Source organism: bacterium, assembly GCA_004299235.1.
Classification (GTDB): Bacteria; Chloroflexota; Dormibacteria; order Dormibacterales; family Dormibacteraceae; genus SCQL01.
In genome coordinates, this window is record SCQL01000028.1 from 129,830 (window position 1) to 143,965 (window position 14,136).

The 14,136-nt window shown below is 69.9% G+C and carries 15 protein-coding genes and 1 pseudogene; 5 read left to right on the top strand and 11 right to left on the bottom strand.

The window, feature by feature from the left end:
- Nucleotides 1–23: 23 nt before the first annotated feature.
- From hemW to EPN29_09025, 3 genes are all read right to left on the bottom strand, one after another.
- On the bottom strand, nt 24–1,172 hold the full coding sequence (gene hemW / locus EPN29_09015) for a radical SAM family heme chaperone HemW (GenBank protein ID TAN32306.1): 1,149 nt from the start codon (nt 1,170–1,172) through the stop codon (nt 24–26).
- A 3-nt stretch (nt 1,173–1,175) separates the two neighbouring features.
- On the bottom strand, nt 1,176–1,400 hold the full coding sequence (locus tag EPN29_09020; protein TAN32307.1) for a hypothetical protein: 225 nt from the start codon (nt 1,398–1,400) through the stop codon (nt 1,176–1,178).
- Nucleotides 1,401–1,495: 95 nt separating this feature from the next.
- Nucleotides 1,496–1,963, bottom strand: a complete 468-nt coding sequence (locus EPN29_09025; GenBank protein ID TAN32308.1) for a YbaK/EbsC family protein — start codon at nt 1,961–1,963, stop codon at nt 1,496–1,498.
- 60 nt (nt 1,964–2,023) lie between these two features.
- On the opposite strand from EPN29_09025, the gene EPN29_09030 reads away from it, so the two are divergent.
- Complete coding sequence (locus tag EPN29_09030) at nt 2,024–2,986, top strand: NAD-dependent epimerase/dehydratase family protein (GenBank protein ID TAN32309.1); 963 nt, start codon at nt 2,024–2,026, stop codon at nt 2,984–2,986.
- A 34-nt stretch (nt 2,987–3,020) separates the two neighbouring features.
- Here EPN29_09030 and EPN29_09035 read toward each other — a convergent pair whose 3' ends face one another.
- Entirely contained in the window at nt 3,021–4,073 is a 1,053-nt protein-coding gene (locus tag EPN29_09035; GenBank protein ID TAN32310.1) for a hypothetical protein, read from the bottom strand.
- Nucleotides 4,066–5,877, bottom strand: coding sequence for an elongation factor 4 (locus EPN29_09040; protein ID TAN32311.1), 1,812 nt, complete (start codon nt 5,875–5,877; stop codon nt 4,066–4,068). Before EPN29_09040 ends, EPN29_09035 begins: the two co-directional genes overlap by 8 nt.
- A gap of 6 nt (nt 5,878–5,883) precedes the next feature.
- Between EPN29_09040 and EPN29_09045 the strand changes: the two genes are divergently transcribed.
- Nucleotides 5,884–6,210: a hypothetical protein gene (locus tag EPN29_09045; protein TAN32312.1), complete on the top strand. Its 327-nt coding sequence runs from the start codon at nt 5,884–5,886 to the stop codon at nt 6,208–6,210.
- Here the strand turns inward: EPN29_09045 and EPN29_09050 are convergent.
- The 3 genes from EPN29_09050 to nadC form a co-directional block, all read right to left on the bottom strand.
- Complete coding sequence (locus EPN29_09050; protein TAN32481.1) at nt 6,207–7,601, bottom strand: FAD-binding protein; 1,395 nt, start codon at nt 7,599–7,601, stop codon at nt 6,207–6,209. The two genes, EPN29_09045 and EPN29_09050, sit on opposite strands and share 4 nt — an antisense overlap.
- 8 nt (nt 7,602–7,609) lie before the next feature.
- Nucleotides 7,610–8,536 carry a quinolinate synthase NadA gene (gene nadA / locus EPN29_09055; GenBank protein TAN32482.1) on the bottom strand — a complete coding sequence of 309 codons (927 nt, stop codon included), beginning with the start codon at nt 8,534–8,536 and terminating at the stop codon, nt 7,610–7,612.
- A gap of 101 nt (nt 8,537–8,637) precedes the next feature.
- Nucleotides 8,638–9,516 (bottom strand): carboxylating nicotinate-nucleotide diphosphorylase, encoded by an 879-nt coding sequence (nadC, locus tag EPN29_09060; GenBank protein TAN32313.1) that lies wholly within the window; start codon nt 9,514–9,516, stop codon nt 8,638–8,640.
- A gap of 246 nt (nt 9,517–9,762) precedes the next feature.
- On the opposite strand from nadC, the pseudogene EPN29_09065 reads away from it, so the two are divergent.
- A pseudogene (locus tag EPN29_09065) lies at nt 9,763–9,861 on the top strand (ABC transporter permease).
- Between the two features lie 445 nt (nt 9,862–10,306).
- On the opposite strand, the gene EPN29_09070 reads toward EPN29_09065, so the two are convergent.
- From EPN29_09070 to EPN29_09080, 3 genes are read right to left on the bottom strand one after another with little or no spacing between them, the layout of a single operon-like run.
- A complete protein-coding gene (locus EPN29_09070) occupies nt 10,307–11,041 on the bottom strand; it encodes a 16S rRNA (uracil(1498)-N(3))-methyltransferase (protein ID TAN32314.1) in 735 nt (244 codons plus the stop codon).
- Nucleotides 11,007–11,642: a uracil-DNA glycosylase gene (locus EPN29_09075; GenBank protein TAN32315.1), complete on the bottom strand. Its 636-nt coding sequence runs from the start codon at nt 11,640–11,642 to the stop codon at nt 11,007–11,009. Before EPN29_09075 ends, EPN29_09070 begins: the two co-directional genes overlap by 35 nt.
- A gap of 2 nt (nt 11,643–11,644) precedes the next feature.
- Nucleotides 11,645–12,655 carry a nicotinate phosphoribosyltransferase gene (locus tag EPN29_09080; protein TAN32316.1) on the bottom strand — a complete coding sequence of 337 codons (1,011 nt, stop codon included), beginning with the start codon at nt 12,653–12,655 and terminating at the stop codon, nt 11,645–11,647.
- Between the two features lie 78 nt (nt 12,656–12,733).
- On the opposite strand from EPN29_09080, the gene EPN29_09085 reads away from it, so the two are divergent.
- Nucleotides 12,734–13,813 (top strand): iron-sulfur cluster carrier protein ApbC, encoded by a 1,080-nt coding sequence (locus EPN29_09085; protein TAN32317.1) that lies wholly within the window; start codon nt 12,734–12,736, stop codon nt 13,811–13,813.
- A 66-nt stretch (nt 13,814–13,879) separates the two neighbouring features.
- Nucleotides 13,880–14,134, top strand: coding sequence for a DUF971 domain-containing protein (locus tag EPN29_09090; protein ID TAN32318.1), 255 nt, complete (start codon nt 13,880–13,882; stop codon nt 14,132–14,134).
- The last annotated feature ends 2 nt before the right edge of the window (nt 14,135–14,136 follow it).

Below are 14,136 nucleotides of genomic sequence, written 5' to 3' on the forward strand. Positions count from 1 at the left end.
CACTCTCGATACCAGAGTGCTAATTACAGTACCGCGAGGGCGATCTGGTTGTGCAGGTCGAGGCCGCGGCGGGTCGGAACCACCCGGCCGTCGATCCGGTCGATCAGGCCCGCCGCCAAGAGCTGGGCGAGCTCCGGCTCGAAGCCTGCCGGCGGCGCCATCCCCTCCGCCGCGCGCAGGCCGAGCATGAGCGATTCGGCCGCCGCCTTGCGGGCCGGCAGCTCCTCCCCATCCGCCCTGGGTTCCGGGCTCGCCGCGATGTAGTCGCGAGGCCGGGCAACGTTCCACCATCGCCATGCGGTCGTGCCGTCGGTGGCGTAGGAGTGGGCGCCCGCGCCCGCGCCATAGACCGGCCGGCACCGCCAGTAGGCGTGGTTGTGGCGCGACTCGAACCCGGCTCGCGCCCAGTTGGATACCTCGTAACGCCGGAACCCCGCCCGCTCCAGCTCCACGCACGCGGCGTCGAGCTGGTCCCACTGCAGGTCCGGGTCGACGGCGGGAACTCGGCCTTCCGCCCGTCGCCGCCAGAGCAGCGTGCCCTCTTCAAAGGTCAGGCAGTAGGTCGAGACGTGGTCCGGTCCCAGGTCGAGGCCCCGCCGCAGCGTTTCCAGCCATCCCTCCAGGCTCTGAAACGGCACCGCGAAGATGAGGTCGATGCTGATGTCGGCGACGCCCATCGATCGCGCCAGCCGGAAGGCGTGGGTCGCCTGCGCCGCGTCCGTCCTTCGCTCCAGCACGGCCAGCGCGCGCCCGTCGAAGCCCTGGACGCCGAGGCTGAGCCGGTTGACGCCGCCGGCGAGCCAGGCGGCGAGCTTCGGTTCGTCGGTGCTCGCCGGGTTGGCTTCGAGCGTCACCTCCGCATCCGTCGCGACGTCGAAGGTGCGGTGAATGAACCCTAGGAGTCGGGCGGCCAGGTCCGGCGGCAGCAGGCTCGGGGTGCCGCCGCCCAGGTACACCGTTTGCAGCCGCTCGAACGGATGCCGTTCGCGAGCGGCGCTCAGCTCACGCTCGAGCGCCTCGACGTAGTCCGGCATGAGCCGGTCCATGCCCGCGTAGGCGTTGAAGTCGCAGTATCCGCACTTGTGCTTGCAGAACGGGATGTGCACGTAGAGGTGCCGGAAAGGGAGTCCACCACCCGGCATGCCCGGAGGAGGAGCGAGCTCGGCAGCCACCGCTCACACGCCCTTGATCGTGTAGCGCTGGCCCCGCGCGGTCTCGAGCTCCCGGCGCAGGAGGTCCGCGGCCTGCCCCTCGTTGGCGACGAGCTCTTTGATGCGCTGTGCCATGCGGTCTTCGACCCGCGCGATCTGGCGGCCGATCTGCGCCACATTGGCCTGCTGGCTGCGGTACCGCTCGCGCTTGCGCCACAGGCGCGCATGCTCGTCGCGAAGATCCGCCACCGACCTGCGGACAGAGCACTCCACGCACCACCCGTCGCGGGCTTCGGAGCTGGGGACCTGCTTGCCGCAGTCGCGGCAGAAAATGAGAATGCCGCTCAGGTGGCCACCTCTTTAGCCTTCAGATCCGCGACCACCGCCTGGCTCAGCTCACGCAGGCGCTCCGGCGCGATCTCGAACACCGAGTCGGGCCGGCCCGCCGCCGCCCAGACAACCCGGTGGCCGAGCAGGTCGCGATCCATGAACACCGGCACGTCGGTGGCGTGCCCAAAGGGCGGCACTCCGCCGATCGCATAACCCGTCGCCGAGCGCGCGGCCTCCGGAGCGGCCTTGGCCACCGGCTCGCCGGCAACCGCCGCGAGCCGGCGCTCGTCCAGCCGGTTGGCGCCGCTGACCAGGGCGACCACCGGCCTGCCGGCGGCGACGAAGACCAGTGACTTCACGATCTGCCCGACTTCGCAGCCGACCGCCGTCGCGGCGTCGACCGCCGTGCGCGTGCCTGCCGGGAACTCCCTGACGGCGACGCCGATGTCCGATGCGGCCAGCCAGGCCTCGAATCGCCTCATTGGATTCCAGGATAGGGGCCCATTGCAAATGGGCGCGGCCGAGCCACACTCTTGTTCGAAGTGCCCACCGGGCCAGCACGAGTGGTCGTCACCGGGGCCGCCGGCTTCATCGGCTCCCATCTGTCCGAGCGCCTGCTGGCTGACGGCCACCAGGTCGTCGGCGTCGACAGCTTCGCCGACTACTACGAGCGCGCCGGCAAGGAGCGGAACCTCGAAGCGGTCCGCGCCCACCCCAACTTCACCTTCGAAGAGCTCGACCTGGTCGACGGGGGTGACCTCAGCCGGATCCTGAAGGGAGCCCGTGTCGTTTACCACCTCGCCGGGCAGCCCGGCGTGCGCCCGAGCTGGGGCGGCCAGTTCGACCGGTACGTCCGCGACAACATCCTCGCCACGCAGCGGCTGCTCGAATTCCTCAAAGACCATCCCATCGACCGCCTGGTCTTCGCCGGCAGCTCGTCCGTGTATGGCGACGCCCAGAGGTTCCCGACCAGAGAATCCGCCGTCCCGCGGCCCGTTTCCCCATACGGCGTGACCAAGCTCGCCGCCGAGCACCTGACGCTCCTGTACACCAGGAACTTCGGCGTCCCGGCCGTGTCCGTGCGGTACTTCACCGTCTACGGGCCCCGCCAGCGGCCGGACATGGCCTTTTCCCGCTTCATGCGGGCCCTCGCCGACCGCGAGGCGATCGAGGTGTTCGGCGACGGCGAGCAGACGCGGGAGTTCACATACGTGTCGGACGCCGTCGAAGGGACGGTGAGGGCGGCGACCGCGGACGTCGTCGGCCAGGTGTTCAACCTCGGCGGCGGCAGCCGGGTCACCATCAACCGCGTGCTGGCCACGCTTGAAGACATCAGCCGCCTCAAGGTCCGGCGGCAGAACCTGCCGGCCGCTCCCGGCGACCCGCGCCATACCGGCGCCTCGATCAACCTTGCCCGGCAGCGCCTGGGCTGGGAGCCGCGCGTCTCGCTGCGCGAAGGGCTGACCAGGCAGTGGCACTGGTTTCAGGAGACGCGGGGCGGCTGAGGCCGCGCGGCACGCCGCCGCCGGAGCCTGGCGTCTAGCCGCCCAGCTTCAGCTCCCACGCCGGGGCGACCCGGGTCAGTGGCGACTCGCAGGCGCGGGAGGCCGCCTCCACGTCAGACGTCGACCTGCAGACGAGCATCGCGCCCTGCTTGCCCGCTTTGAACAGGCTGAAGTACTGCCCGCTTCCGCCGTCATAGAACGTGGCGATGCCGTCGACGTCCAGGGCGGTGCTGCCCCGCAGCGCGTCGAGCCAATCGCTCGCGTCCTGCCTGGTGAGGAATGTGAACACGCCGGCGCGGACCTCCATGTGCGTGTCGTTGTCGAGCGCGTAATCACCGAAGACGATGGTGTCGACGCCGCCGCCGTGGAACGAGTTCGCCAGGCTTTCGGGCGCCGCGTAGCCGAACATCACGACCACGGCTTCGATCGGGAGCCTGACCGCGCCCAGCAGCGTCAGGTCGGGACCGGCGGGCGGCAGCAGCGCCTGGTCGCTCCAGGGCAGCGGGCTGACACGGACCTTGCGCGAGAGCGCGTCCTTGAGGCGGGAGACCACCTTGGTCGCGATCTTGCCCAGCCGGGCGACCTTCGGGAACGCGTCCTTCAAGCCCAGGCTGATCGTGGTCACGACCTGCCCGACGCGGACGAACGTCGCCGTCACGAAGGGCGCCGCTCCCTGGGTCTGAGAGCCGTAGTAGAGGACCTGGTCCCCCACCTTGGGGCCGGACGCGGAGGTGCCGAAAGCCGCCTTCACGTTGCTCATCTGCGTGGTCGCGGCCGAGGTCGAGTCCCACAGCGTGAACTCGACGTCAAAGGTCTCCGCCGTACCGAGGTGGACGAACCGATGGATGACGTGGAATCGTTCCTGGAAGGGCATCGCGACGGAGTCCAGCGGCCGCACGCCAAAAGACGGCGGGCCCGGCCACCAGCTGCTGTCCCCCAGCAGCGACCTCACGTCGGCGACCGCCGGGCCGGCGGCGTACAGATCCATCAGCTGTGCTTCGCCGCCGCTGGAGGACCCTCGCGCGCAGGCGCTCGCGCCCAGCGCCAGCGCCGCGACCAGGGCCAGCGCACCGATCGTCCTAGTCAAGCTTGAGCACCGCCATGAAGGCCTCTTGCGGGATCTCGATCGAACCCACCCGTTTCATCCGCCGCTTGCCTTCCTTCTGCTTCTCCAACAGCTTGCGCTTGCGGGTCACGTCGCCGCCATAGCATTTCGCCAGGACGTCCTTGCGCATCGCCGAGATCGTCTCGCGCGCGATCACCTTGCCCCCGATGGCCGCCTGTAGCGGCACCTCGTAGAGCTGGCGAGGGATGATCGACTTCAGTTTCTCCACGAGCTTGCGGCCCTGCGTCTGCGCCTTGCTGCGGTGCGCGATCAGTGAGAGCGCGTCCACCGCATCGCCCGCCACGAGCACGTCCAGCTTGACCAGGTCGCCCTCGCGAAATCCGAGCATCTCGTAGTCCATCGAGGCATAGCCCTTGGAGCGCGACTTCAACTGGTCGTAGAAGTCGTGGATGATCTCGCCGAGCGGAATCTCGTATTCGAGCACGACCCGGTCGCCCGGCCGGTGCTCGAGCTGCTTGAACGCTCCGCGGCGTTCCTGGCAGAGCTCCATCATCGGCCCGACGTACGTCGACGGCACGATGATCGACAGCTTGACGAACGGCTCGGCGATGGATTCGACCGTGGTCGGGTCCGGCAGCAGCGCCGGGTTGTCGACCACGATCAGCTCGCCGCGCTTGAGCTTCACCTCGTACTCCACGGTCGGCGCCGTTGTGATCAGGTCGAGCAGGAACTCGCGCTCGAGCCTCTCCTGCACGATCTCGAGGTGCAGCAGCCCGAGAAAGCCGCAGCGAAAGCCGAACCCGAGCGCCGCTGAGTTCTCCGGCTCGTACGAGAGCGCCGCGTCGTTGAGCTGCAGCTTCTCGAGCGCTTCCTTGAGGTCTGAGAACTGGTCGGAGTCGGTGGGAAAGAGACCGGCGAACACCATCGGCTTGACCCGCCGGTAGCCGGGCAGCGGCGTCTTCGCGCCGCCTTCCGAGGCGGTGATCGTGTCGCCGACGCGGGCGTCGACGACGTTCTTGATGGCGGCGGTCACATAGCCGACCTCGCCGGCGGTCAGCTTGTCGGCGGCGCGGGGCCGGGGCGCAAACCAGCCCACCTCGTCCACCTCGTGGACCTTGCCGGTGTTCATCATCCGGATCTTGGTGCCGGGGATGATCTCGCCGTCGACCACCCGCACGTACGTGATCACGCCGCGGTACACGTCGTAGTGCGAATCGAAGATGAGCGCGCGCAGGGGCGCCGACTGATCGCCGCGTGGTGGCGGCACCTTGGCGATCACGGCCTCCAGGATCTCTCTCGTACCGATGCCCTGCTTGGCCGACGCGAAGATGACCTGGTCGCGCGGGATGCCGGTGACGTCGGAGATCTCCTCGGCCACCATTTCCGGCTGCGCCGCGTCGAGGTCGATCTTGTTGACCACCGGCACCAGCGTCAGGCCCGCCTCGACCGCCTGGTACAGGTTGGCCAGCGTCTGGGCTTCGATGCCCTGCGCGGCGTCGACCACCAGGATCGCGCCCTCGCAGGCGGCCAGCGAACGCGACACCTCGTACGCGAAGTCAACGTGTCCGGGGGTATCGATGAGGTTCAGCTCGTAGGTCTGACCGTCCCCCGCGGGATAGGTCATGCGGACCGCCTGCAGCTTGATGGTGATCCCGCGCTCGCGCTCCAGGTCCATCGTGTCGAGGACCTGGGCCTGCATGTCGCGCTGGCTGATCGACCCGGTGTACTCGAGGAGCCGGTCGGCGAGCGTGGACTTGCCGTGATCGATGTGAGCGATGATGCAGAAGTTGCGCACCCGCGCCTGGTTGACCGTGGACACGCTCAAATCCTAGTGGCGCTCGCCACCGGCCTCCTGCTGTGCCTGGTCGGGGTCGTGCTGCTGCTCAACGTGGGCGGCGCCGCAAATTTCGTCATCCATCGGGTGACCTCGCGCCCGTTGGGCGAGCTGGCGCCGGGCTTCGCCGCGTCGAGCGGAGGCTTCCGTGTGTACGCCACCTTGGTGCTGGCGATCGGGGTCTGCGTGAGTGGCGTGGGCATCGCTGACCGGTCGGCGGTGCTCGGAGCCGCGACACTGGCGATCGGCCTGGTGAGCTTCGCCGTGGCTTCGGTGATCGCCATCATGGGTGAGATCACGACCTACCGCGCGCTGAAACGCTAAACCGCGAGCCGCGCGGGTTCGTCCTGCCTCTGGTGCGCGCCCAGGCTGGCCGGCCGCGCCAGCGCCGCGGCGCAGACCATCGAAGCCATCTCCGCCGCATCGGCGGCGACTTCGGACACAGCGCCCGACCGCAGCCCGGCCAGCGCGTCTTCGAGCCTCGCGCCCGTCCTGAGCACACCCGCCGCCGCATCGAGGACGCCGCCCACCTCCGCCACGGTCAGATCGCCGCGGCGCCACATGCGCGTCCGCTCGGCCGGCTCGGCCTCGACACGGGGAGCGCCCACCGCCGCGGTCGCGGCGCGGCGTCCGAAAGTCGCCGCCTCGAGCAGTGAATTGCTGGCGAGGCGGTTGGCGCCGTGCACACCCGTGCGAGCACACTCGCCGGCGGCGTAAAGCCCGTCGATCGACGTACGGCCGTCCAGGTCGGTCACGATCCCGCCCATCGTGTAGTGGGCCGCCGGGCTGATCGGCACCGCCTGGCGCAGAGGATCGATGCCCACCCGCCGGCAGTTGCGCATGAAGTTGGGGAAGCTGCGCCGGAGCAGCCCAGGGTCCAGGTGCACGGCCGAGATGTACGTGCCGCCCCGATGCTCCGCCAGCGCCCGCGCCACCTGGTCGCGGGGCAGCAGCTCGTTGACGAAGCGCTCACGGTGCTCGTCGACCAGGTGCGCACCGGCGCCCCGGAGCGCCTCGGTGATGAGGAAGGGTTCGCAGACGGCGCCCGGCGCGCGCCCGGCGCCGTCGAACACCGTGGGGTGGAACTGCACGAACTCGAGGTCGGCGATGCGTGCGCCCGCACGGGCCGCCTCCAGGATCCCCTTGCCGTTGATGATCCTGCTGTTGGTGGTCCGTCCGTAGAGCCCGGCGTAACCCCCGGTGGCCAGGACCGTGGCGCCCGCCGCCACCGTCAGCCCGCCGGCGAAAACCGCTCCACCGACGGTCCCATCTCCGAGCAGGGAGCGGAGGCGGCCGCGAAGTCGCGAGATGCCCGGCTCGCGCTCGATCGCGGAGCGCACGAAGGCCATCAGCGTGCTGCCGCTCTGGTCGCCGCCGAGATGCAGGACGCGGGGCAGCGAATGGGCCGCTTCGCGCGCCGCGCCGCCGTCGAAGCGCACGCCCAGCGATTCCAGCCACCTCACGGTCTCGGGGCCGGCGGTGGTGAGCATCGCCACCGCGTCCGGGTCGCACAGCGCACCCCCGGCCGCGAGCGTGTCCAGCGCGTGCAGGCGAGGCGAGTCCTCGGGCAGCACGGCGGCGGCGATCCCGCCCTGCGCCCGATACGAGGAACCGTGCGCGGCGGAGACCAGCGTCACCGACGCGCCGGCGCGGGCGGCTTCGAGCGCGGCGGCGGAGCCGGCGAGCCCATCGCCGACGACCAGGATGTCGGCCAGGATCCGAGTCACAGCTCGACCATGCGCTGGATCGCCAGGCGGGCATTGCCGGCCACGTCGTCCGGCACCGTCACCTCGAACACGTCGTCCCGCAGCGCGGTCAGGAGCTTTTCGAGCGTGATCTTTTTCATGAAGCGGCAGATGGCACGCTCGCTCGCGGCAAAAAAGCGCGCCTGCGGCGCCTCTTTCGACAGGCGGTGCATGATGCCGAGCTCGGTCGCCACGACAAAGCTGCGCGACGGGTGCTGCCGCGCGTGCACGACCATGCCCTCGGTGCTGAGGATGTGCGTGCGCTCGGCGTCGATGTCGCCGTTGGCCTTGAAATACATGCACTGACTCGCGCAGCCGCACTCGGGATGCACGAGCAGATCCGCGTCGCCATGCTCCTGACGAGCGCCGTCAATGTCCTGCGGCCGGATACCGGCGTGGACGTGGCACTCACCCGGCCAGACGTGCATGGTCCGCCCGGTCACCTTCTCCAGGTAGGTCCCGAGGAACATGTCGGGCAGGAACAGGATCTCCCGGTCCTCCGGGATGGCGCGGATCACGCGCTCCGCGTTGCCGGACGTGCAGCAGTAGTCGCTGAGCGCCTTCACCTCGGCGGTGGTGTTGACGTAGGAGACGACGACGGCGCCGGGGTGCTCGGCCTTCCACGCCGAGAGCTGGGCGGCGTTGATGGTCGCCGCCAGCGAGCAGCCGGCTTCGAGGTCGGGGATGAGGACGCGCTTCTGGGGGCTGAGGATCGCGGCCGTCTCGGCCATGAAATGGACGCCGCAGAACACGATGACCTCGGCGCTGGTCGCGGCCGCCTGGCGGGAGAGGCCGAGCGAGTCGCCCACGTAATCGGCGACGTCCTGGACCTCGGGGACCTGGTAGTTGTGGGCGAGGATGACGGCGTTGCGCATGCGCGCGAGCTCGCGGATCTCCGCGGCCATGGCCTCGACGTCGCGCGGGAGGCGGCGCCGTCCGTAAGCGGCGGCGTCCGCTTCGAGCGATATCTCGGTTCCGGGCTCCCCCGGCGGGGTGCGCCACTGCTCTACCGCCACGTCTTCGTCACCTCCAGGCTCAGGTCGAGCGCCGGCGCCGAATGGGTCAACGCGCCGACCGAGATCCGGTCGACCCCCGCCCTGGCGGCGGCCACCGCCCCTTCCAGCGTCATCCCGCCGGACGCTTCCAGGCGCGCGCGGCCCGCGGTGAGCTCGACCGCTCGGCGCATGAGCTCCGGCCCCATGTTGTCCAGCAGCACGATCTCGGCCCCGGCCGCGAGCGCCTCCTCCAGCTGATCGAGGGTTTCGACCTCAACTTCGATCGGCATGGATGGGTGCCCCGCGCGCGCCCGCCGGATCGCCGCGGTCACGCCGCCCGCGGCGGCGATGTGGTTGTCCTTGATGAGGATCGCGTCCCAGAGTCCGTCGCGGTGGTTGCGGCCGCCGCCCGCGCGCACGGCGGCGCGCTCGAGCAATCGCAGCCCCGGCGTGGTCTTGCGCGTGTCGAGCAGCGCGACCTTCGGATAGGCGGACAGCGCGTCGGCGTAGCGGCGGGTGAGCGTGGCAATCCCCGACAGCCGCTGGAGGAAGTTCAACGCGGTTCGCTCGGCGGTCAGAACCGAAGCCAGGGGCCCCGTGACGCGCGCCACCGCCTCACCCGGCTCGATGCGGGCGCCCTCGGCCGCAAGCGCGTGATAGTCGCACGGCGGGCGCATCAGCTCGAACACTCGCGCCGCCGCCTCGACGCCGCTCAGCACGCCGGGCTTGCGAGCCACGACCACCGCCTCGCCCTGGAGCTCGGGATCGATCACCGATTCGGTGGTGACATCCACTCCGCGCTCCCCGAGGTCCTCATCCAGCGCGATGCCGACCGCCTCGTCCAGGTCAGCGATCCGCCGCGCCCCGCGGTCAGGCTTCGATGAAACCATCAGGCTCCTCGCGCAGGCCGAAAGCCTGCTGGGTGAAGCGAAACAGGTATGCGCGCTTGCCGCGGACGTTGCGCTCCTTGCCGGTGGGCTCGATCACGCTGCGGTCGACCACCTTGCGCCAGAAGTTGCCCCGATTGATCGACAGGCCGAGCACCGCCTCGTAGACGTGCTGCAGCTCCGAGATGGTGAATTCGGACGGCAGCAGCTGGAAGCCAACCGAGGAGTAACCGACCTTGCTGCGGAGGCGGCGGACGGCGTAGTCGACGATCTCGCGGTGATCGAAAGCCATCTGGACCGGAAGCCTCCGCACGGGGTGCCACTCCTGCTCGCCCTCGTCCTGGCGCCCGGCGCAGGCCTCCGCCAGGGCGGTCGGCACGATCGCGATGTAGGCGACGGCCAGCACGTCACCGCGAGGGTCGCGGCCGGGCACGACCACCTGGCCCGAGGCATCGGTCTGCTGCGGGCGGTGGAACGTCTTCAGCTGCTCGATCCATCCGCTGTCGAGCCCGGTGATCGCCTGGTGGAGCTTGCGCGCCTGGGCGTCCAGCGCTGTGCCGGGGCAGTGCAGACCGCCCGGCAGCGCCCAGAACCCCGGATATGGCGACTCCATCCGCTCGCGGAGCAGGACACTGAGCTCGCGGCCGGCCAGCGTGAACACCGCCAGGTCGAGCGAGACCGGGCAGCTGGACTGCGCGAGCGCGCTCCGCGCCTGTAGGTCGGCCGCAGGCGTCCGCTGCACCATCCCGTGCCTCATCTTATCTCAGTCCGAAGCGACAGTCGAAGCGGTGGTCTACTCGCGGGCGGAGAGGGCGGTCGCCAGCGCGAACAGCGAGGCGGTATCCGCCCGCAGGTTTCGCGGCCCGAGTCCGGCCTTGACCCCGACCAGCGCCAGCTCGCGATCGGACCAGCCGCCCTCCGGGCCGACCAGGAGGGCCAGATCCTGAGGCGTCCTGAGGTCGGCCAGTCGCCGCGGCGCTCCACGGACCAGCATCACCGGGTGGGCGTGTGCCTTCAGCACCGCCTCGAGCGAGGACGGACCGGCCACGGCGGGGACTCGCAGCCGGCCGGCGAGCATCGCCGCCTCGCGGCAGATGGTCGACCAGCGCTCGGGCTTGGCGCCGCGAGCCACGCTGCGGTCGGCCTGGATCACGTGGAAGGCGAAGGCGCCGGCCTCGGTGCATCGCGACAGGACGAGCTCGAGTGCAGGCGCGGGCAGGTTGGCGATGGCGATCGTGATCCGGGCCGCGGGCTCAGGCTGGTGCGCGCGCTCGGAGACGACCACCCCTTCGACACGCTCGGACGAGACGATGTCGAGGCGTACGGTCAGCAGCAGGCCGGCGGGATCGACGACTTCGATCTCCTCCCCGATTCGGGCGCGCAGAGAGCGCGCGAGGTGGCGGGCGTCGCCGCCGGCGATCACCGCGCGCTCGCCATCTCGGTGCGCAAAAAACGATGGCAACCTATTCCCCTCCCTCCATCGAGTGCCTAGCTCACCCGCTCGCGCGCGGCAGCGCAAGACTCGAATGGAGCTCGCGCAGCAGCGAGAGTGCGGACGTCAACCGGGCCCGATTCGCGGCCTCGTTCAGCCACCGGCTCTGACCCGACGGGTGGGGCAGGGGAACCATCACCGGGCGGTCGCCGAAACGCTGCCCGACCCGATCTTCCAACCGGCCGGGGCCGAGAAATCGCACGATCGCCATCTGGCCGACGAGGATCAGGACCTTGGGCCTCAGCATGCGCAGCTCGGACTCGAGCCAGTGCGCGCAGTTGGCGACGGCGGCCGGCGGGGGCCTGAGATCGCCGGTGCCCGCGCGGTTGCGCCCGGGAAAGCAGCGCATGAGCGCGGTGATGTAGGTCAGACGCCTGAACTCCTCAGGGGTTTCGAAACCGGCTCGCACCATCCACCGGTCGAGCTCCTTGCCGGCGCGACCGGAGAACGGTCGCCGCGACTCTTTCTCCACCGGGCCGGGCGCCTGCCCGATCAAGAGGAACGGCGCGCCCCACTCGCCCTGGAATGTCGGACTCGCCTCGGGGATGATCCCGGCGTCGACGCACACGCGGCAATCGCGACAGGCGGCCTGGTGCGCCTGCAGCGCGTCACGTCCGGCCCCTGCGGTGGCCGTGATGCTTACCGCACGCGGCCCAGCCGCGGGTTGGACGCCGCGCCAGGTATGCGGCCGCGCTTGGAGACCGGCTTGCCTTCGATCTCCTTGATGTCGGCGGTGAACGCGATCGGCGGGGCGGAGCTGATCGCCATGCCGACGCCGTAGGAGTCGACGGGCGACCTGGCCGCCTCGAACTGGCGGATGCGTTCGGCATCAAGTCCTCCCGAGACGTAGATGCCGACATGCTCGTAGCCGGCCTGGTCGAGGCGTGCTCGGACTTCGTGCACGAGCTCGACGGTGACCTGGCCGCGCTCTTTCGGCGTGTCCAGCCGCACGCCTTTCAGCCGCTCTCCCAGCGCCGCCGCCACCCGCAGAGACTCTTCGGCCTCGTCCTTGAACGTGTCGACCAGGACGATGCGCAGCACGTCGTCCGGCATGTGGGCATCGAACGCTCTCGCCGCCTTCACCGTGTCGCCGAAGAGGAGGATCATCGCGTGGGGCATGGTCCCGGACGGCGCCTTGAGGCCCGCCATCCCGGCGCCGAGCGGAGTGGCGCAGCCGGCGCAGCCGCCGACCACCGCCGCATACTCCATCACCGGTCCGATCAGCGGATGCACGTGACGCGCTCCGTAAGAGATCACCCGCTTGCCCTCCGCCGCCACGACGACCTCGCGCGCCGCGGTCGCCCATCCCGAGCAGCTCGAGAGCATCCCGAGGAGAGCGGTCTCGAAGACGCCGAAGCGCGAGTACGGGGCGCGCACGCGCAGCACGGTTTCGCGCGCGTCCATCGATTCGCCCTCGGCCAGCGCCCACGCCTCGTCACCGTCCCGCAGCACAGCGCCGAGCAGACTTGCCGCCTCGGCCGCGCCACACAGCACGCCGGCCCGGCTGGAGAAGAAATCCACCGTCACCACCGCGTCGACGCCGGCGGCGGCGAGGGTGTCGCGGGCGCGCTGGAAGTAGACGTCGGAGGCGGGCCCGGCGAAGTAGGCGACGAGCTGGGAGCTTGGGCTCTGGGCGGTGACCTGCTTCATGAGCGTTGAAATTAGCAGGCGCGGAGCCAGGCGCCGAAGGCGAGGTCGGCTTGCGGCTCTCGGTAACATGCCTTGGCGATGGCAGTCCCATCCTCCCAGCAGGTTCTCTCTGTCCTCGGGCACATCCAGGATCCCGACCTCGGCCGAGACGTGGTCAGCCTCGGCATGATCAAGGAGCTGGAGGTCAGCCCGCAGGGCAAGGTCAGCTTCACCTTCGAGCTCACCACGCCCGCGTGCCCGGTGCGCGACCGCTTCAAGACCCAGGCCCAGGACCTCGTGGGCGAGATTCCCGGCGTCACCGGAGTCGAGATCCGGATGACGGCGAACGTCCGCCAGGCCTTCATGCGACCCAAGCCGTCCGAGGTGCTGCCCGGGGTCAAGCAGACCATCGCGGTCGCTTCGGGCAAGGGCGGCGTCGGCAAGTCGACCGTGGCCGTCAACCTGGCGGCGGCTCTGCGCCTGGCCGGAGCCGAGGTCGGGCTGCTCGACGCTGACATCTACGGGCCTTCGATCCCGGCGATGACCGGCTCCAAGAGCGTGCCGGAGCAGGTCAACGGCCGCCTCAAGCCCATCGAGGCCCACGGCCTGAAGCTGATGTCCTTCGGCCACATCTACCCCGGCGAGCAGCCCACCATCTATCGCGGCCCGATGGTCGGCAAGGCGATCGAGGCCATGATGGTGCAGGTCGACTGGGGTCGCCTCGACTACCTGGTCATCGACCTTCCCCCCGGCACCGGCGATGCTTCATTGACTCTGGCGCAGGCGGTCCCGCTGACGGGCGTCGCCATCGTCTGCACGCCGCAGGACGTCGCCACAGACATCGCCATCAAGGCGCTCCAGATGTTCCGGAAGCTCAATGTGACCCCGCTCGGGCTGATCGAGAACATGAGCTGGTACACCTGCCCGAGCTGCGGTCACCGCCACGAGATCTTCAGCCACGGCGGGGCCGAGTCGGCCGCCAGGCGCCTCGGGGTTCCGTTTCTCGGTGCCATCCCGCTGGAGGAGGGCATCCGCGAGGACGCGGACACGGGGACCCCGATCGTCATCTCGCGTCCTGATTCCCCCGGTGCGAAGGCATTCGTCGCCATCGCATCCCAGGTCGCCGCGCGCACGTCCATCCAGTCGTACCGCCAGCTGCCGGTCATCAACGTCCACTAGGCAAGACAGCTGCAAGACCCAGATCCGTTTCCGCTCAGCGTCGATGTCGACCGCGAGCGCCAGGTCATGGACGTCTCGTGGGAGGACGGCCACCGCAGCTCCTTCTCCGGCGAACAGCTCAGGTGGGCGTGCCCCTGCGCCGAATGTCGCGGCGAAGGCGGCGGCCCAGGGCGCCTGGCCAGGGTTAAAAGCCTGGCTCCCGAGGAGCTCCGAGTCAAGGACGTGACTCTCGTCGGTCAGTACGCGCTCCAGATCGTATTCGAAAGCGGGCACGCCACCGGCCTGTACACCTTCGCCCTCCTGCGCCGGCTGGGGTCCTGACC

Excerpts from the sequence above, each read along its gene's own strand:
- EPN29_09085 (TAN32317.1), top strand. The coding sequence starts at position 12,734 with ATGGCAGTCCCATCCTCCCAGCAGGTTCTCTCTGTCCTCGGGCACATC.
- EPN29_09090 (TAN32318.1), top strand. The coding sequence starts at position 13,880 with ATGGACGTCTCGTGGGAGGACGGCCACCGCAGCTCCTTCTCCGGCGAA.
- EPN29_09080 (TAN32316.1), bottom strand. The coding sequence starts at position 12,655 with ATGAAGCAGGTCACCGCCCAGAGCCCAAGCTCCCAGCTCGTCGCCTAC.
- nadC (TAN32313.1), bottom strand. The coding sequence starts at position 9,516 with ATGGTTTCATCGAAGCCTGACCGCGGGGCGCGGCGGATCGCTGACCTG.
- EPN29_09025 (TAN32308.1), bottom strand. The coding sequence starts at position 1,963 with ATGAGGCGATTCGAGGCCTGGCTGGCCGCATCGGACATCGGCGTCGCC.
- nadA (TAN32482.1), bottom strand. The coding sequence starts at position 8,536 with ATGGCCGCGGAGATCCGCGAGCTCGCGCGCATGCGCAACGCCGTCATC.